This is a genomic window from Castellaniella sp. (assembly GCF_041675725.1).
In the GTDB taxonomy this organism is placed as follows: domain Bacteria; phylum Pseudomonadota; class Gammaproteobacteria; order Burkholderiales; family Burkholderiaceae_B; genus Castellaniella.
The window spans coordinates 1-18757 of record NZ_JBAYTI010000050.1 but is presented as its reverse complement, the minus strand read 5'-3'; the positions used below and the strand labels follow the sequence as shown (position 1 = coordinate 18757).

Sequence of the window (18757 nt, the reverse complement as noted above, 5' to 3'; positions counted from 1 at the left end):
GTATCGCGCCCGACGGCATCCATGTCGGCCTCGGCCAGCCAGACCACCGAATGGATCTGCTCGGGCCGGATGCCGTTGCGGATGGCATCGCGAATGGAAACGGCCTGCCCGCCCCCGGCGCCCCAGATGATGACGAAATCGGGTTTGTAGCGGCGCACGTCGGACCACGTCGTCGTCTGCTCGTTACCCGGGCTGGCGTACGGGAAGGCCTTGAGCTCGAAGCCCAGGTCTTTGGACAGCGCCTCGAGCACCGGCAACGGCTCTTTCCCGAAAGGTGAATCGATGTACACATGGGCCACCTTCTTGCCCTTGAGCCCACCTTCCTGCTGATTCATGAAATCGGCCAGCAGAGCGGCCTGCGACCAATAGGTGGCCATGACCGGGAACACGTAGGGAAAGGCCTCGCCATGGCTGGCGTCACCGCGCCCGTGCAATGCCGTGATCATCACGATTTCGTCTTCGTTGGCCCGATTGACCATGGCGCGCGCCACCGGGGTGCTGAGAAAGTCGACCAGCACGGCCCCATCGCGCTTGGCTCGGTTGTATGCCTCGATGCCACGCTGCGGCTGATTGCCGGTGTCTGACACCGAGAGTTCGATGGAATGCCCGTCCACCCCGCCCTGTTCGTTGACCAGCGTGATGTAGTCGCGCTGCCCCTGACTGTACTCGTCGGTCAGGAACGTATACACGGCGGTGAAATCCACCGGCGTGGCGAACTTGATGGGAGCCTTTTCGGCCATCGCGGGCGCGCTGCCCAGCGCAGCCCCCAGGGCCGCCACGACAGCCAGGCGTTTGATGATGTGTTTCATGGATGCTTCCTCCAGGTCACGGACCTTGCAAGGCCCTGTAGTCTTGATACTGCGTACCCCGCCGGCGGCAGCCCGCGGGATCCCACCCCGGTCAGAGATCGTAGTGTCGAAACGGCCACACCAGCAGGTAGTTGCGGATGTTGTCGTAAATCTTGCCCAGGCCCAGGGGTTCAAGCAGCAGAAAGCCGATGATGAGCACCCCGTAGATCATGAGCGGAATATGCGAAAGCAGGTTGGTGGACGCGGTCAGCCAGCCCAAGTCGTTCAGGCCCACCACCAGGTTGGTGAGAACGATGGGCACCAGCAGCACGAAACCCGCGCCCAGATAGGCGCCGATCACGCTGCCCAGCCCCCCCACCAGCACCATGGCCACCAGCTGCACCGAAACGTTGAACGTGAATTGCTCGGGGGTGACGGCCTGGTAATAGCAGAAGGCCAGGATGGCGCCAGTGACCCCGCCCAGGAACGAGCTGGTGAAAAAAGCCACCAGTTTGAAGCGCACCACGTGAATGCCGATGACGGCCGCGGCATAGTCCTTGTCGCGTACCGCCACCAGGGCGCGGCCGACGGCCGAGCGCTTGATGTTGAGCAGCAGCAGGGTGACGAACAGCACCCAGAGCAAAGCCACGTAATAGCGCGCGGCCCCGGACGCCAGGGGCACGAACAGGAACGTGGTGGATGGGGCCTGCAGCGTGGCCTGCGCCCCGCCGCTGATCGCCGGCACGTTGATGATGACCCAATCCACCAGATACTGCATGGCCAGCGTGGCCATGACCAGGTACAGCCCCTTGACCCGTAACGCCGCAGCCCCGAACACCGTGCCGATCAGGGCGGCCACCCCGCCGGCGCCCAGCAGGGCCAGCTCGAAGGGCAGGCCCAGGCGCACCAGATGGATGCCCGAATACGCGCCGATGGCCATGACCGCGGCAAAGCCGAAATGCAGCTGCCCGGCAATCCCCATGAGCAAGGTGAGCGACAGGGCCGCCGCACTGAAGATCAGCCAGGGCAGCAGGTAGCTGAGCAGATAGAACGGGCTGAACAGCACCGGCGCGAGAACCGCCAGCGCAAGCAGCACGGCCACCTGCCAGCGGTCGGCCGGGATGGGCCAAAGCTGGCGCGCCGCCGCGTAGCGCGTGTGATGTATGCCGGACAGACGATAGAACATGGCGCCTACACCCTTTCGATGTCCTCACGGCCAAAAATGCCGTAAGGCCGTATCATGATCGTGAACAGAATGATGAGAGACGTGACCACGTCGCGTGTGCCGCCACCGGCCAGCTCATCCAGATAGCCCGGGATGACACTGCCCAGCACCCCCACGATGAGGCTGCCCACCAGCACCCCCACCACGCTGTCCAAGCCCCCCAGGATCACCACGGCGATGGCCGGAAACAGCAGCTCGGAGAGCGTCCAGTCGACCCCCTGGATCGACCCCCAGATCGCCCCGGCGGCAATCGCCGACAGGCCCGCCAGCCCCCACGAGATGCCGATGGCGCGCTCGACCGAGATACCCACCGACCAGCTCGAGACATGGTCGTCGGACACCGCGCGCAGCTTGGTGCCCAGGCGCGTGCGAAAGAACAGCAGCGACGCCACGATGAGCACCAGCGCCACGATGCCGCCGATCAGGTAGACCCGATTGATGAAGATGTCGCCGATGATGACCGGCGCCAGCGGCACGCCCAGGTCGATCTGCTTGGGCGATGCCCCCAGAAAACCCGGGCCGACCCCGCGCAGGAAGATCTCCAGCCCCAGCGTGAGCATGACGATCATGATGATGGGCTGGCCCACCATCTTGCGCAGCAGCAGGCGTTCGGCCAGCAGGCCGAACAGGAACATCAGCACCAGCCCGAGGGCGATGGCCAGCCAGACGGACAGGCCTGCCGAAACCAGCAGCCAGATGACATAGCCGGCCAGCATGATCATCGCCCCCTGCGCCAGGTTGACCACCCCCGACGACTTGTAGATGAGCACGAAGCCCAGGGCGGCCAGGCCGTACATCGCGCCTGTCAGGGCCCCGTTCACGAGCAGTTCGAGAAAATAGGACATGGCTTATTTCCCTGCCGGCACGGTCACCAGGGCAAGCTCGCGCTTGAGCACCCCGGTGTCGCCCGTTTCGTAGACGATGGCCGCTTCGTATTCGACCCGCGCCTGGTCGGAATACAGGGCATCGATGATGGGGCGGTATTTGTCGTCGATCACCGTGCGCCGCAGCTTGCGGGTGCGGGTGACTTCGCCGTCGTCGGCATCGAAGGCCTTGTGCAGGTTGACGAAACGGCGAATGGCCAGCTTGCCGGGCAGTACGCGGTTGGTCTGCTCTACGACCTGGGCGATGAGTTCGACCACCCGCGGCTGCTGTGCGAGTTCGGCATATGACGCGTAAGGCACCCCGTTTTCCTGGGCCCAGTGGCCGACCGCCCGGAAATCGATGCAGACGATGGCGGCCAGGTGCTCGCGCCCCTGCCCCAGTATGCAGGCATCCTGGATATAGTGGCTGAACTGCAGGCGATTTTCGATGTAGGTGGGGATGAAGCGTTCGCCCTGGCCCGTGTATACGACCTCGGACACCCGCCCGAGCACCACGAGCTGGCCGTCTTCCTGGAAGTACCCGGCGTCGCCCGTATGCAGCCAGCCATCGCGCAGGACCTCGGCCGTGGCCTGGGGGTTGCGATAATAGCCGTCGAAGACGTTGTCGCCCCGCATCAGGATTTCACCGTGTTCGTCGATCCGCATGTCGACGCCGGGAAACGGCTGGCCAACCGTATGCAGGGTGACCGAACCGGACGGCTGGGCCGCTGCCAGAGCACAGTTTTCGGTCTGCCCGTAGAACTGGCGCAAGTCCAGCCCCAGGGCGCGAAAGAACAGGAAGACCTCTTCGCCGATGGCTTCGCCCGCCGTATACGGGCGCTGCACGCGGGCCAGCCCGAAGTGATCCTTGATGGGGCCATAGACCAGCCAGTCGCCCACCTGGCGCCAGATGCGCTCGGGCAGCGTGGGGCGCCGGCCTTCGAGGCGACGGCGCTCGAGGGCGATGGCAAACGGCATGAAATGCCGGTACAACGCGCGCTTGAACCCGGTGGACTCGTCGATCCCCACCTGGATGCGCGTGAGCATGTCGGACCACGTGCGCGGCGAGCAGAAGTACAGCGTGGGTGCGATCTGGCGCAGATCGCGCCGCACGGTCTCGCGGCTTTCGGGGAGGTTGATGACGAAGCGCAGGGCGATGGCGGCCCCGACGGAAAAGATGAAGTCGCCCACCCAGGCGATAGGCAGGTAGGCCATGTGCTCTTCACCTTCGATGAAATAGCCCGCCGCCGCCGCGTTGCGCACGCCATGCAGAATATGCCCATGGCGCAGCGGGATGCCCTTGGGCGCACCGGTGGTGCCCGATGAATGCAGCAGCGCGGCGATGTCGTGCACGCTGCTGCGCGCCAGCAGCTGTTCGCGCAGGCCGGGTTCGGCCGCCAGGCGGGCGGCCCCCTGGGCGGTGACCGCCTCGCAGGCACATACGCGGCCGTGATCTTTGAGGCCACGGGGATCATCGTACAGGATGAGATCGAAGGCGCAATCGAAATGCTGCTGCACGTACAGCAGTTTGTCGACCTGTTCTTGGTCTTCGGCCACGGCATGGCGGATGGCCTCGGCCCGGATCTGCCCGGCCAGCCCCTCGGGCGGCTGATCCGGATAGGCCGGCGAGGGGATCGCCCGCAGGGCGATGGCGCCCAGCATGCCGAAATACAGGGCCGGCCGGTTGTCGCCCACGAAAAGGACCACGTCGCCGGGCCCGACCCCACGGGCTTCGAGGCCCGCCGCGAATTCGAGCACCCTCTGCAGGTACCGGGCCCAGGTGTACTCTTGCCAGATGCCGTGATCGTATTCGCGCACGGCCACCCGGTCTGGATACTGGCGCGCGTTTTCCGCCAGCAGGGCCAGCAGATGGTCGGTATCGCGCCATTCTGGATGCAGGCGCTGCGAGAGCGCCCGGTCCGTGTCGGCAAAAGGGGCATCATGCATGGCCGGCCTCGACTTTGCCAATATAGGCGGCGACCACGTCCGGGTCGGCAATGACTTCGCGGGGCAGGCCTTCGCAGATCTTTTCGCCGTTGTTGAGCACCACGAGGTGATCGCAAATGGCGGTGACCACGTCCATGTGATGTTCGATCAGCAGGATGGTCAGGCCCAGGGCTTCCTGGGCATCGAGGATGAAGCGCACCATGTATTCTTTTTCTTCCTGGTTCATGCCCGCCATGGGTTCGTCGAGAATCAGGAAGGTGGGTTCGGCCGCCAGTGCGCGGGCGAGCTCGACCCGCTTCTGGGTACCCAGGGGAATCACGTCGACCGGCTCGTCGCGCACGCTTTCGAGTTGCAGCAGGTCGATGATGGCCTCGACCTTGTTGCGATGGGCGATTTCTTCTTTTTGCGCCCGCCACCAGTAGAGCATGGCCCCGATGACCGTTGGATTCATGAAGTTGTGCCGGCCCAGCAGAATGTTGTCGAGCACGCTGATGCCCTTGAACAGGGCGACGTTCTGGAAGGTTCGCGCAATGCCCTGGCGCGCCACCTGATGGGGCTGGAGATCGTTCAGGCGCACCCCGCCAAAGCGGATTTCACCCTGCTGCGGCGGGAAAAAGCCGGTGATGGCGTTGACCGTGGTGGTCTTGCCCGAACCATTGGGCCCGACCAAGCCGAGAATCTGGCCACGCCGGATGTCGAAGCTGACGTTCTTCATGGCCTGGAGGCCACCAAACCACCGACTGATCTGTGCGCACGACAGGACGATATCGCCTTGATCGACCGTGGCCGCTGTGCCCATGTCCTGACCCTCTTGATGCCAGACAATGAAATTGGTGCTGCAGTACGGACATTAGCTGCAGTTTCACGGGCGAAACTGTCAGCTTTGTGACATTCCCCCACAATCAAGGGTAAATCCCGATGTGAGAACAGGGTCATGCCACGGCACTCAGCCAAGAGGGCGCATCATCACAATATCTCACAAACACACAAGGTCTAGTGTCATAAATTGTGTTGTACACTACATCTTGTTTTTTACCCCCTGTGTTTTTGTTGGGGGCTGGCACACTGAACCACGGAAACCCCTTGTGATCAAGCACATCATCAAGCGCGACGGCCGCCTCGAACCCTATATCCCCAGCAAGCTCAACGGCTGGGGCCGGTGGGCGGCCGCCACCCTGGGCAACCAGGTCGACTGGAGCGGTATCGTCATCCAGGCCGTCAGCGCGATGCCCGAAACCGTCAGCACGGCCGAGCTGCAGGAAAAACTCATCCAGAACTGCCTCGACCAAGGCACCTGGTCGTACTACCTGATGGCGGGGCGCCTGTATGCCTCGCACCTGCACAAGATCATCCACGGGCCCGAAATCCCCACGGTGCGCGCCCTGCACGAAAAAATGGTGGCCGACGGCGTCATGGTGCGCCTGAACTACTCGGAGGCCGAATACGAGCAGATCCAGGGCTTCGTGAACCACGCCCTGGACTACGACACCCCGCATTTTTCGCTGCATTACATCCGCCGCAAATACAGCCTGCAGAACCGGGTCACCCACAAGGAATACGAAACCCAGCAGTTCGTGTACCTGCGCATGGCCATGGCGCTGGCCGAGCATGAGCCGGCCGAACGGCGCCTGGACCTCGTGCGCCGTTTCTACACCGAGTTTTCGGCCAAGCGCATCTCAGCACCCACCCCCAACTACGTCAACCTGGGCACCAAACTGCGGGGTTTTGCCTCGTGCTGCCTGTACGTCTCGGGCGATTGCGAAGCCTCGCTGGCCATCGGCGACCACATCGCTTACCGCATGACCGCGGCCTCGGCCGGCATCGGCAGCCACTTGATCACGCGCAGCAAGGGCGATCCGGTGCGCGGCGGGCTGATCCAGCACCAGGGCAAGCTGCCGTACTTCGCCTCGATGGGCAAGGCGGTGCACGCCAACATGCAGGCCGGGCGTGGCGGCGCCTGCACCACGTACTACTCGGGCTTCGACCCCGAGGCCGAGGTCATCGCCTACCTGCGCAACCCGCGCAGCACCGAAGACCGCAAGAACCGCGACCTGCACTACGCGCTCGTCACCAACAAACTGTTCGCCGAAAAAGTGGCGCGCAACGAGCCGGCGTTTTCATTCAACGTGCAAACGGCGCCCCGCCTGACCCAGCTGTTCTTCGGCCCCGACGCCGCCGCCTTCAAGGCCGAATACGAACGGCTCGAACAGGATCCCGGCTTTCGCAAAGAATACTTCAAGCCGCGCGACCTGATCCTGACGTCGCTCAACGAGGCCCTGGAAACCGGGGTGGCCTATCTGGCCAGCATCGACGAAATGAACCGCCACACGCCGTTCAAGGAGCCCATCCACTCCAGTAACCTGTGCCTGGAGATCAGCGAGCCCAATCGCCCCTACACCCGGATGCAGGACCTGTACGCCGATCACGAAGTCGGCTGGATCGACGTCGAACTGGGCACGGGCGAGCGCCGGCGCTTCAATTTCAACGACGCGCTCGAGATCGCCGCGCCCGGCTCGATGCTGCCACGCACCATTTTTGCCGGCGAACTGCGGGCGGGCGACGTCATCCTGGCGCCCGACACCAACCTGCCCGTGCAGCGCATCCTCGACGTGCACGAAGAGCCTGAGATCGCCCTGTGCTCGCTGGGGGCCATCGCCTGCGATGCCATCGATGAAGACGATGACGACGCCTACCAAGAGGCCATGTATCTCAGCCTCAAGATGATCGACTATTGCATCCTCAATTCGGACTATGTCCTGCCGCACGTGGCCGTCACCGCGAAGGCCCGCATGAATGCCGGCGTCGGCCTGATGGGGGTGGCCACCCATATGGCGCGCAAGGGGCTGCGCTACGACACGCAAGCCGGACGCGAAGCGCTGCACCGCATCGCCGAACGCCACATGTATCACGCCATCCGCGCTTCGCTGCGCATCAGCCAGGAACGCGGGCTGGCGCGCTGGATGCACAAGACCCGCTGGCCCGAGGGCTGGCTGCCCATCGACACCTACAACCGCAACGTGGACGAACTGGGCAATTTCCGCCATCGCTACGATTGGGAAGCCCTGCGCGCCGAGATCATCGAAAATGGCGGCATCGGGCACTCGTGCCTGGTGGCCTACATGCCCGGCGAGTCCTCCAGCAAGGCCCTGGGCAAACCCAACTCCATCTACCCGGTGCGCGACACGACGCTCAACAAGACGGACGGCTCGGTCACCATCCGCTGGGCCGCCCCCTTCAGCGACGACCCCGCCTGGCAGTACCAATCGGCCTGGGACATCGCCGAGGTCGACATGATCAAGGCCTACGCCGTGGTACAGAAATTTACCGACCAGGGCATCTCGGCCGATCTCTGGCGGCGCATCAAGGACGACGACAAGGTCTCCAGCCGCGAGCTGCTCACGCATTATTTCGCAATGGTCAAGTACGGCATGAAGACCCGGTACTACTACAACTCGAATGTGGCCTCCGACAAAACCCTGGAAAACGCCGGCCGCATTTCAGACCTACTGGACGAAGCCGCCTGCGAAGCCTGCACCATGTAACGCCACCGGATCCCGCCATGACGCAATCCCTGCCCTCCAAGATATTCAACACCGAAAAAACCGATTACGCCTTCCCGGAAATCATCCTGGGGCAGGAAGTCGGCCTGTTCGACACCATCAACAAGTTCTACCCCGAGCTCTGGAAGCTCTACAAGACGCTCAAGAATCAGGACTGGGACGAAAACGAGTTCGACTACTCGACCTGCAACGTGCAGTTCAAGACCTGCGACCGCCACACCTACGACATGATGGTCAAGACCCTGGCCTGGCAATGGGAGGCCGATAGTGTGGCGGCCCGCTCGATCGCCGCCGTGCTGGCCCCCGTGTGCACCAGCAGCGAAGCCTGGTCGGGCTGGATCGAAATCACCCGCAACGAGATCGTGCACGCCGCCACGTATTCGGAAATCGTGCGCAACAGCTTCGACAACCCCGATGACATCCTGAACGAGATCCTCTCGGTCCAAGAGGCCATGAGCCGGCTCAAGACCGTGGCCGTGGCCTACGATCGCGCGCTCGCCGTCAGCTACGACTACGCCCGGGGCGTGCGCGAAAACGACCAGGACACCTACAACGCCATCTACTTGTTCATCGTCGCGCTGCTGTGTATGGAGCGCATCCAGTTCCTGGCCTCGTTTGCGGTCACCTTCGGCATCTGCGACGGCACGGGCCTGTTCCAGCCCATCGGCAAGGCCATCCAGAAAATCGCCCAAGACGAATTCGAAGTCCACGTGCAATATGGCAAGGAAGTCCTGCGCGCGCTGTTCAAGACCGAGCGTGGCCGCACCGCCTTCGAGCAGACCCGCGCCACCATCGTGCAAATGATCAACGAAGTCGATGCCAGCGAGATCGAATGGACCGAATACGCATTTTCCGAAGGGCGTGAACTCACCGGCGTCACCTGCCAAATGATGAAGGACTGGGTCCATTTCAGCGCCACCGACGTGGCCCGGTTTTTCGGCGTCGAAAATGAGGTCGATTTTCCCCTAATCGAGGACAACCCGCTCAAGTACATGGAAAACTGGCTCAACATGAGCAAGGTGCAGGCATCCAACCAGGAAGAGGACACCGCCCAGTACAAAGTGGGCGTCATGCGCCGGGACGACGAAGACCAGGTCTTCGACGTCGACTTCTAGGCAAATACCGGCGGCGCGCCGCCCCGCCGGGCCGGCCCACTGCCGCCAGGCACCCCCCGGCCACCGCCCAACCCACACCCCAATCCCAAGGAGAACCCCCAATGACCATCATCGTCTACTCGAAGCCCGACTGCCCCCAATGCGAACTCACCAAACGCGACATGGATATCCTGGGGATCGAATACCAGACGGTCGACATCACGCGCGAGCAGGCCGGCGTCGAACGCCTCGCCCAGCTGGGATACCGCAGTGCGCCCGTGGTCGAAGCCGGCCAGGACATCTGGTCGGGTTATGATCAGGACAAGATCAAGGGCCTGGTCTCCTACGCCTGATCACGCGCATGGCCCAACGCCAGGGCCCGCCGGGCGGCCCCAAGCGCCCCTCCCCCAGTACCCAACCCGTCCAGGCACCCCACCCATGACCGACGACGCCAACCGCATCAAGCTGCAGGGCTTTCTCGAAGACAAGCTGAAGTGGCACGACTACACCCATATCGTGGTGGCCGACGACGACATGCCCAAAGCCCAGTGGTTCATTCACACCGTGGGGCGCGCCCGCAGCGACCAGCCAGAGCTCATCCTCACGGGCCCCGTCGAGCCACAGCAGGCGATGGACTTGATCGGCGACGTCGCGGCCTACGAACGTCGGGTGGGCCAACTGCCAGTCGGCACCTTGCCCGCCGATGCGGCCCGCCAACGCCTGCGCCTGGTCGATGCAAGCAACCCGTTCGTGCTCGAAAAGCGCGTGGCCCAGGCCAGCAGCCGCTTCGGCAGCGGGATCCGGGTGCTGCAGGTCCTGTGGCCCGATCACGCCGGCCACTTTCCGGATGATCCGGCTTATGATGAACAAGGCTGCCCACAACAACTGCTGGGCGCACCTTAACAGGGTCCAGACGACCCCCCGCTAGCCCCCAGGAGCCCCCATGTCCCTCTCATCGCCGGATTTCAAATCACTCAAAAATACGCTCTACAGCGCTGTCCTGTCGGACGTGCTCGACAGCATGGGCCACCGCAACCAGGCCATGCGGCCGTTCGTGCGTCCGCTCGATGACCACGCCACGCTGTTCGGGCGCGCGCGCACCGGCTACTTCATGAAGACCTTCTCCGTGGCCGAAGGCGAAAACCCCTACGAACACGAAATCGCGCTCATCGATGATCTCAAGCCCGACGACATCGTCGTGCTGGGCTGCGACGGCCCCACCACCCGCATCGCGCCGTGGGGCGAGCTCTTGTCCACGGCCAGCCAGCACCGGGGGGCCACGGGCTGCGTGACCGACGGTCTGGTGCGCGATACCCGGCAGATCCGGGAGATGGGCTTTCCAGTCTTCCACGGCGGATTCGGGCCGCTGGATTCCCGTGGCCGTGGCAAAATGATGAACTACGACCTGCCCATCCAGTGCGCGGGCGTCACGGTATGCCCCGGCGATCTGGTCTTTGGCGACGTCGATGGGGTGGTCGTGATCCCGGCCGCCATCGCCGCCGAAGCCATCGAGAAAGCCCTGCACAAGATCACGCAAGAAGACCACACGCGTGAAGAACTGGCCCGGGGCCTTCTGTTGGGCGACGTCTATCGGAAATACGGGGTGCTGTAAGCCGTGGCCAAAAAGGCCACCAGCGCGCCGCAGCAGCGCGCCGGCGCGGCCATCAGTCTTTTGCCAAGCCCACCTGGCCCATCACCGCGCCCATGTCGGCATCGGCCTTGGCCATGAACGCACCAAAGTCCGCACCATCGGCCCATACGATCCCGTAGCCCTGCTGGTCCATGAAGTCCTTGTATTCCTGGCTATGGTTGATTTTGTCGAGCACCGCTTCGAGACGCGCGGCGACGTCGGCCGGCAGGCCCTTGGGCGCCACGATGCCACGCCACGCACCCATGGTCCAATCTGACCCGGTTTCCGCGGCCAGCGTGGGGATGTCTGGATACAGGCCCGAGGGCGTCTTGTCCATGATCACCAGCGTCTTGGCCTTGCCATTGTCGATCATGGCACGGGCTTCGGGCAGCGAAGCCGGGACGATGTCCACCCCGCCCGCGACGAGTTCCAGCAAGCCCGGCGAAGCGCCATCCGAAGGCACGAAGCGCACGGCATCGGGCGCAATGCCTTGATCGCTGAGCATCCCCGCCAACGCCAGATGCCAGACCCCACCCTCGCCATCGCCGGACGCCTTCAGCTTGCCGGGGTTGTCGCGCGCGAACGCCAACAGGTCTTTGATGGAACCGAAGGGTGAATCCGCGCTGACCGTGATGGCCGAGGGATCGAAATTCATCAGGGCCAGCGGCGTATAGGCATCGGGACTGAGATCGGTGAGGCCCATGTGGTGCATCATGGTGATTTCGACCGTCGCCATGCCCAATGTGTAGCCATCGGGCTTGGCGCTGGCCATGGCCTGATGGCCGACCACGCCGTTGCCGCCCGAGCGGTTGATGACGTTGACGGGCTTGCCCAGCTCTTTCTCCATGATGCTGCCGATGATCCGGGCGGTGGCGTCCGTCCCGCCCCCGGCGCCCCACGGGACGATCAAGGTGATCGGGCGCTCCGGAAAAGCCGCCGTGGCGCTGCCTGCGGCCAATGCCAAAACCGAGGCCAGCGCGATGCCGCCCCATGTACGTGTTTTCATAGTTCTGTCTCCTGAAGGTTCCGGATGCCGACGAGTCGCACCTGCGACACCCCGCCCTTCTAGAAATAGATCTGCACGGCAGCGCCTGTCAACATCCCTGCAGGGTCTCTGCCGGCCATCGCATTCAGGCGACCGGCAAAGCCCGCCAGGCCTGCACGAAGGCGCGGGCATGCGCACGTACCGCGTCCAGCGTGTCGCCAGGCCGATACAGCGCGCTGCCCAGGCCAAAGCCAGCCGCGCCGGCTGCCTTGAAGGCCGGCAGGGACGCCGGTACGATGCCGCCCACCGGCAACAGGGGCACGTCGGCCGGCAACACGGCACGCCACGCCTTCAGCACCGGCGGCTGCAGCAATTCGGCAGGAAAGAGCTTCAACCCGGCGGCGCCAGCCGCCAGGGCGGCAAAGGCCTCGGTCGGGGTGGCCACCCCCGGCAGCACCACCAGCCCAGCCGACACCCCGGCCTGGATCACCGCTGCGTCGGCATGCGGCATGACTTGCAGCTGGCCCCCCGCCGCGGCCACCTGGCGAGCCTGCTGCGCCGAAAGCACGGTTCCTGCCCCGACCAGGACGTCATCGGGCAATTGCCTGGCCAGATCCGCGATACTGCGCAGAGGATCCGGCGAGTTCAGCGGGACCTCGATCAGGCGGAAGCCTTCTTCGTACAACATCGTGCCCAAGGGCACCGCATCGGCCGTCGGCAGGCCCCGCAGGATGGCCACCAGGCCCGTCGCCGACAGGGCGTGGTGAAAGCGTTGCAATGGTGATGCCTGCATGTGCAACCCCTCAGTCGGTGTTCGGATGCCGATGGCGGATCAGGGCCCACAGCCCATGCACCACGGCGTCTTCGGAAAGCAGCAGTGCGTCGCGGCCATGATGGCGCAAGGCGGCCCGGTAGCGATGGCACAAGGCTTCGCGCCCGACCAGCGCCATGGACGCCTGCTGCCAGGCATCCGGCAGCCGGGCCAGCAGGCCGGCGATCTCATGCCCGATCAGCAGGCCGGACAAATAATCATGCTGCTCGGCCGCGTCCAATTGCCCGGTCAGGCCAAGCGTACGGCAGCTGAACGCCGTTGACAGCAGACCGGCACGGCCTTCGTCCGACGCCGCGTTGCGCACCCCCGCCAGGAAGGCGGGGGACACCCCGTCCTGGGCGGCCGCCGAACCCGGAAGCTGCATGGTCCGGCCCAGGATCGTATGCTGCACCAGGGCCCCGAAGATCTCGCCCGTCATGAAGGTGTCGAAATGGCGGATGCCGTCATCCTGTATCCGCACCCACTTGCTGTGCGTACCCGGCAGCCCCAGCAGCCAGCGCCCCCGCAGGGCATGGCTGCGCAGCAAGGCCGGCACCCCGGCGATTTGGGTTTCCTCGCCACGCAGCACGTTCGGCAGGGCCCCCTCTTCGATCAGGCCCGGCGCAATGGCCACCACCACCCCCTGGCCCGCATCGACCTCGGCCATGGCACCTGCCAGCGCGCGCACATCGACCGGCAACGGTTGGTATGGGACATTGCACCAACCCTGGGCGCTGCCCACCATGCCGCAGGCCACGACATCGGGCACCGTGCCAGCCTGCTGCAGCCAGTCGCCCACGAAGCGCCACAGGGTCGCCCGAAACGCCATCTGGCGCTGCTCGTGCGCGCCGCCCGCAGGCCGGCTGGTTTGGATCGGCTGGACCGGCGCCGCCTGCGATTCTGCGGCCTCGGGCAGGTTCATGATCCCCCAGGGCGATTCGCGTTGCGCCAGCACCTGGCCGGCCTGCGAAAACAGATAACCGCGCAGGGCGCTGGTGCCCCAGTCCAGACCTACGTACTGCGTGCGTGCGCTCATGATGCCGCGCCCCGTGCTCGCACCGGCCTCAATGGCCCCGGGCCGGCAGCGGCGATGGAAAGGCCACGCCATGCTGCCGCCCTTTTTCTGCCAGCTGCGGCGCAATGGATGGATGCAGCTGCAACCCGTCTTGTTCTTGCTGGCGCTTCAGGGCCAGGCCCCGATCCCCCGGCATGCGCACGGCCTCGACGCCGGGCCGCGGCGGGTTGCTGCGGCAGGCATCGGCCAGCCAGTCTGTTTGCCGTATGAAGCCGGCCAGGCCGCCAAAAGCGTCGGGATCGAGCAACGTGAGATACACCGTCGCGCCCCAGCCCTCGGGCGGGTCGGCGCGCCCGTGGCCCGCCAGCCCGCCGGTGAGGGCCTCGATGAGCACCGCCAGCGCAAACCCCTTGTGACCCGCCTGCAGGCCCCCGAGCGGCAGGATGGACCCGGGCGGGTCCGTGAACAGGACCGCCGGATCCCGGCTGGGCTGCCCCTGCGCATCGAGCAGGCAATCGTAGCCAAACGAGCGGCCTTCCTTGTACAGACGGCCGCTCAAGCCATTGGTGACCAGCGAAGCCGAGATGTCGATCAGGAATGGGCCGTCGGACGCGGGAATGCCGGCTGCAATCGGGTTGGGCGTGAAAATGCCGCGCGTGCCGCCAAAGGGGGCCACGCTGCCGCCATTGGGATCGGAACTGGCCAGGATCATCATCAACCCGTGCTCGGTCGCTTCGAGCAGATACGCCGCGAGGCAGGCAATATGATGGCTGCGCCGGATCACCAGGCTGGCACTGCCCAGCTCGCGGGCGCGTGGCATCAGGGCACGCATGCCTTCGCGCACCAGCCACGGACCCGGCAGGCGGCGCCCATCCCAGCACAGGGCCGCGGGCCGATCGGACACGACCTGCGCCGGGCCGGCGAGATTCATGTGCCCGGCATGGATTTCATCCAGGTACGGCCCCAGCAGTGCCAGACCGTGCGTATCGTGCCCGAGCAGATCACCGAGCACCAGGACATCGGCCACGTCGCGCGCCATGTCGGGCGGCGTGCCGGCCGCCTGAAGGAGATCCGCAGCGAACGTGCGCAACGCATCTGCAGAAAAACGAGCTTGGGTCATGGATGCCGCCCCTCAGTACGTCGCCCGGCCGCCCGAAATGTCGAACACCGCGCCTGTGGAAAACGCACAGTCGGCCGAGGCCAGCCAGGCAAGCAGGGCTGCGACCTCTTCCGTCTTACCGAACCGCCCCATGGGAATCTTGGACAGCATGTACTCGATGTGCTCGGGGGTCATCTGCGAGAACATGGCGGTATGCACCGCTGCGGGCGTTACACAATTGACGGTGATGCCCGTGTTGGCCAACTCTTTGCCCAGGGACTTGGTGAGCGCGATCACCCCCGCCTTCGACGCGCTGTACGCGGAGGCGTTGGGATTGCCCTCTTTGCCCGCAATCGAAGCGATGTTGACGATGCGACCGTAGTTCTTGTCTTTCATGGCCGGTACCAGCGTGCGGCACGTCAGGAAGGTGCCGCGCAAATTGATGGCCATGACGCGGTCCCAGTCGCTGGTGCTGTAGTCGCACACGCTGTGGTTCGGGCCGGTGATGCCCGCGCTGTTGATCAGGATCGCAGGCGCGCCGGCCGCCTGGCTGCTGGCGCTGGCGGCCGCGCGCACCGACGCCTCGTCGCTGACGTCGACCACCTGCGCATGCACCTGGCCCGACGCCAGTGCCGCCCGGGATTCCTGCAGCGTTTTTTCGTCGTAATCCCAGAGACTGACCGTCGCCCCACCCTCGAGCAGCCGACGCGCGACGGCCAGGCCGATACCGGAGGCGCCGCCAGTGACCACGGCGTGCTGGCCGGAAAAGTCGTAGTGATTGCGTGACATGTGATTTCCCTTGCAACTTGGATGATGACGCGTGGCCTCAGCCCCGGCCGATGTACGGCATCTTGGTGGCCATGACGGTATGAAACAGGACGTTGGCATCGAGGGGCAGGCTGGCCATGTAGCGCACGGACTGCCCCACGATATCGACGTCCATGACCGGTTCCACCCCGAGCTCGCCATTGGCCTGCGGCACCCCTTCTTGCATGCGGGCCGTCATGACGGTGGACGCATTGCCGATGTCGATCTGCCCCACGGCAATGTCGTACTTGCGCCCATCCAGGGCGGCCGACTTGGTGAGGCCGCCAACCGCGTGCTTGGTGGCCGTGTAGGGGATTGAATTCGGGCGCGGCGCATAGGCCGAGATCGAGCCATTGTTGATGATGCGCCCCCCGCGCGGGTCCTGGGCCTTCATGACCCGGAATGCCTCGCGCACGCACAGGAACATGCCCGTGAGATTGACGTCGACCACCTGCTGCCACTGCGCCAGGGTCAGCTCTTCGAGCAGCACGCCCGGCGCGCCGCTGCCGGCATTGTTGAACAGGACATCGAGCCGGCCGAAAGCCTGCACGCAGCGGCCGAACAATTGCGCCACCGATGCTTCCTGGGTGACGTCGGCCGACACCACCAGGGCGCGGTCGCCCGCGCCGGCAGCCTGGGCGACCGCCTGCAGCGGTTCGGCCCGGCGGCCTGCCAGCACCACACGATAGCCGTCGCCAAGCAGGGCCAGGGCCGCCGCGCGGCCGACCCCGCTGCCCGCGCCGGTCACCAGGGCGACCTTGCCAGATTGGCCGGTTTGGCCGGTTTGAGTCGTCATGCTGTTTTCCTTGAACGAATAAGCCGCAACACCAGCGGAACGATCCAGATGGCCAGGGTGATGACCCCCAGGGTCCCCGCGATGGGGCGATCGAAGAAGGCGATCAGATGGCCATCGGACTTGATGAGCGAGCTCACCAGGTTGCTCTCCAGCATACCGCCGAGGATGATGCCCAGGATAGTGGGCGCCAGCGGAAAGCCGTTTTCTTCCATGAGATAGGCGATCAGGCCAAACGCCAGGGTGACCCCGACATCGAAGAAGCTGTTCTGGATGGAATACGAACCCACCAGGCAGAACAACAGGATGATGGGCATGAGAATGTTGCGCGGCACCGACAGCACCGTGCGCGCCAGGCGAATGGCCGCATAGCCCAGCGGCAACATGAGCAGATTGGCCAGGATGAAGATCAGGAAGATCGCATACAGCGGCACCGGGTTGACCATGAAGATGGTGGGCCCCGGGTTCAGGTTCTTCATGTAGAGCACGCCGATCACGATGGCCGTGATCGAGTCGCCCGGGATACCGAACACCAGCGCCGGGATCCAGGCCCCGCCCAATGACGCATTGTTGGCCGAGCTGGCCTCGACGATGCCTTCGACGTGCCCGGTACCGAATTTTTCGGGCTCCTTGGAGAATTTCTTCGCCAACCCGTATGAGATGTAGGCCGCAATATCCGCGCCGGCGCCCGGCAGCGCCCCCACGAGCACGCCGAGCGAACTGCCCCGCAAGATGGACATGGGATATTTGAACATCAGCCCGACCACGCCCTTGAAGATGGGGCCGACGTTGGACCCGACCCGCTCGAACCCCTTGGCGCTGCTGATGGCGTAGCGCAGGACCTCGGACACGGCAAACATGCCCACCATGATGGGGATCAGCGACAGCCCCCCCAGCAGATCGCCCGAGCCAAAGGTGAAACGCGGATACCCGCCTGGATTGTTCATGCCGATGGTGGTCACGAACAGGCCGATCAGCAGCGATACGAACCCCTTGAGCGGGCTTTCGGACGCGATGAAAATGGCGCAGGTCAGCCCCAGCAAAACCAGCCAGAAGTATTCGTACGTGGAGAAATCCAGGGCGAACTCGGCCAGCACCGGCGCGAAGAAAATCAGCACCAGCGTGCCGAACAGCCCGCCCAGGGCAGAGAAGATCAGCCCAGCCCCCAGGGCCATGCCCGCCTCGCCCTTGACCGTCATGGCGTGGGCTTCGTCGACGTAGGCCGCCGAGGACGGCGTACCGGGTATGCGCAGCAGGCAACCCGGGATGTCGCCCGAGAAAATGGCCATGGCCGTGGCCGTGACCATGGCCGCAATGGCCGGCACGGGTGGCATGAAAAAAGTGACCGGCACGAGCAGCGCCACGGCCATGGTGGCGCTGAGGCCCGGTACGGCGCCCATGAACAGGCCATACATGGCCGAAAACAACACCACCAGCAATACGTAGGGGTCGGCCACCAAACCCGCGGCGTCGATCAGAATGTCAAACATGGTTCAGCCCCCGTCTCACCAGGCGAAGGGTTCAAGGACCCCCCACGGCAATGGCACGTGCAATAAGGAATAGAAAATATAGAAAATCACCAGGCTGCTCACGATGGCGATGAGGAAGGCCTTTGTTGAACGCACGCCGAACGCCAGGAAGAAGAAGAGCAGGAACAGGGCGGACAGGATGATGAAGCCGATCAGATCGATGAACAGCAAGTACAGCACGACCATGATCGGCACCAGCCAGAAGCGGAAAGTGGCGTGCGAGCTGCTGAATTCTTTGGCCAGTTTCACCCAGGGATCGCGCGGATGCTTTCTGAGCCCTTGCTGGACCAGCAGCACGGCACAGATCATGAAACCCGCCCCGATGATGCTGGGAAAGGCCCGCGGGCCGAAATCCTGGCCTGGGATATGCGGAAAGGTCTGGGAATACAACAAAACGGCCAGGCCGAAGACCCCGAACAGCAGGCCGGTCAATACGTCACTGACTTTCATGGGAGGACGTTTCCGAAAATTGAAGCCGGCGGGGCAGCGGACTGCCCGGCCGGCAAAGGTTGTGCATCATTGAAAGAACGGATCGCGGGCCATCAGTTCTTGGCCATGCCAAGCAGGTTCAGGACCTCACCCATGTCGGCATCGCTTTTGGCCATGAACTC

General features: G+C 64.5%; 18 protein-coding genes. 5 read left to right on the top strand and 13 right to left on the bottom strand.

What is annotated here, in order from left to right; translation table 11 throughout:
• The 5 genes from WCZ84_RS10480 to WCZ84_RS10460 form a co-directional block, all read right to left on the bottom strand.
• Positions 1 to 809, bottom strand: an 809-nt coding sequence (locus WCZ84_RS10480; RefSeq protein WP_372686219.1) for an ABC transporter substrate-binding protein, incomplete at its 3' end; no start/stop codon positions are given.
• A 91-nt stretch (positions 810 to 900) separates the two neighbouring features.
• Positions 901 to 1974: a branched-chain amino acid ABC transporter permease gene (locus WCZ84_RS10475; protein WP_372686218.1), complete on the bottom strand. Its 1074-nt coding sequence runs from the start codon at positions 1972 to 1974 to the stop codon at positions 901 to 903.
• 5 nt (positions 1975 to 1979) lie between these two features.
• Entirely contained in the window at positions 1980 to 2858 is an 879-nt protein-coding gene (locus WCZ84_RS10470; protein ID WP_372686217.1) for a branched-chain amino acid ABC transporter permease, read from the bottom strand.
• A 3-nt stretch (positions 2859 to 2861) separates the two neighbouring features.
• Complete coding sequence (locus WCZ84_RS10465) at positions 2862 to 4823, bottom strand: long-chain fatty acid--CoA ligase (RefSeq protein ID WP_372686216.1); 1962 nt, start codon at positions 4821 to 4823, stop codon at positions 2862 to 2864.
• Positions 4816 to 5622: an ABC transporter ATP-binding protein gene (locus WCZ84_RS10460; protein ID WP_372686215.1), complete on the bottom strand. Its 807-nt coding sequence runs from the start codon at positions 5620 to 5622 to the stop codon at positions 4816 to 4818. The genes WCZ84_RS10465 and WCZ84_RS10460 overlap by 8 nt, the downstream gene beginning before the upstream one ends.
• Before the next feature lie 286 nt (positions 5623 to 5908).
• Here WCZ84_RS10460 and WCZ84_RS10455 point away from each other — a divergent pair, with 286 nt between their 5' ends.
• The 5 genes from WCZ84_RS10455 (at position 5909) to WCZ84_RS10435 (ending at position 11089) form a co-directional block, all read left to right on the top strand.
• Positions 5909 to 8365, top strand: a complete 2457-nt coding sequence (locus tag WCZ84_RS10455) for a ribonucleoside-diphosphate reductase subunit alpha (RefSeq protein WP_372686214.1) — start codon at positions 5909 to 5911, stop codon at positions 8363 to 8365.
• Positions 8366 to 8382: 17 nt separating this feature from the next.
• Positions 8383 to 9498, top strand: coding sequence for a ribonucleotide-diphosphate reductase subunit beta (locus WCZ84_RS10450; protein WP_372686213.1), 1116 nt, complete (start codon positions 8383 to 8385; stop codon positions 9496 to 9498).
• Positions 9499 to 9599: 101 nt separating this feature from the next.
• Positions 9600 to 9830, top strand: a complete 231-nt coding sequence (locus tag WCZ84_RS10445) for a glutaredoxin family protein (RefSeq protein ID WP_372686212.1) — start codon at positions 9600 to 9602, stop codon at positions 9828 to 9830.
• Between the two features lie 85 nt (positions 9831 to 9915).
• Positions 9916 to 10380, top strand: a complete 465-nt coding sequence (locus WCZ84_RS10440) for a DUF4262 domain-containing protein (protein WP_372686211.1) — start codon at positions 9916 to 9918, stop codon at positions 10378 to 10380.
• A 40-nt stretch (positions 10381 to 10420) separates the two neighbouring features.
• Entirely contained in the window at positions 10421 to 11089 is a 669-nt protein-coding gene (locus WCZ84_RS10435; protein WP_372686210.1) for an RraA family protein, read from the top strand.
• Positions 11090 to 11141: 52 nt separating this feature from the next.
• Here the strand turns inward: WCZ84_RS10435 and WCZ84_RS10430 are convergent, their stop codons facing one another.
• The 8 genes from WCZ84_RS10430 to WCZ84_RS10395 form a co-directional block, all read right to left on the bottom strand.
• Positions 11142 to 12113 (bottom strand): tripartite tricarboxylate transporter substrate binding protein, encoded by a 972-nt coding sequence (locus tag WCZ84_RS10430; RefSeq protein ID WP_372686209.1) that lies wholly within the window; start codon positions 12111 to 12113, stop codon positions 11142 to 11144.
• Between the two features lie 124 nt (positions 12114 to 12237).
• On the bottom strand, positions 12238 to 12885 hold the full coding sequence (locus WCZ84_RS10425) for a 2-dehydro-3-deoxy-6-phosphogalactonate aldolase (RefSeq protein ID WP_372686208.1): 648 nt from the start codon (positions 12883 to 12885) through the stop codon (positions 12238 to 12240).
• 10 nt (positions 12886 to 12895) lie between these two features.
• Positions 12896 to 13939, bottom strand: coding sequence for a 2-dehydro-3-deoxygalactonokinase (locus WCZ84_RS10420; RefSeq protein WP_372686207.1), 1044 nt, complete (start codon positions 13937 to 13939; stop codon positions 12896 to 12898).
• A 28-nt stretch (positions 13940 to 13967) separates the two neighbouring features.
• On the bottom strand, positions 13968 to 15038 hold the full coding sequence (locus WCZ84_RS10415) for an Ldh family oxidoreductase (RefSeq protein WP_372686206.1): 1071 nt from the start codon (positions 15036 to 15038) through the stop codon (positions 13968 to 13970).
• A 12-nt stretch (positions 15039 to 15050) separates the two neighbouring features.
• Positions 15051 to 15806 carry an SDR family NAD(P)-dependent oxidoreductase gene (locus tag WCZ84_RS10410; RefSeq protein ID WP_372686205.1) on the bottom strand — a complete coding sequence of 252 codons (756 nt, stop codon included), beginning with the start codon at positions 15804 to 15806 and terminating at the stop codon, positions 15051 to 15053.
• Between the two features lie 37 nt (positions 15807 to 15843).
• Positions 15844 to 16620, bottom strand: coding sequence for an SDR family oxidoreductase (locus tag WCZ84_RS10405; RefSeq protein WP_372686204.1), 777 nt, complete (start codon positions 16618 to 16620; stop codon positions 15844 to 15846).
• A complete protein-coding gene (locus WCZ84_RS10400; RefSeq protein WP_372686203.1) occupies positions 16617 to 18107 on the bottom strand; it encodes a tripartite tricarboxylate transporter permease in 1491 nt (496 codons plus the stop codon). The genes WCZ84_RS10405 and WCZ84_RS10400 overlap by 4 nt, the downstream gene beginning before the upstream one ends.
• Before the next feature lie 15 nt (positions 18108 to 18122).
• The gene (locus tag WCZ84_RS10395; RefSeq protein WP_372686202.1) at positions 18123 to 18596 is read right to left on the bottom strand and encodes a tripartite tricarboxylate transporter TctB family protein; all 474 of its coding nucleotides are present in this window, start codon (positions 18594 to 18596) and stop codon (positions 18123 to 18125) included.
• Positions 18597 to 18757: the final 161 nt, after the last annotated feature.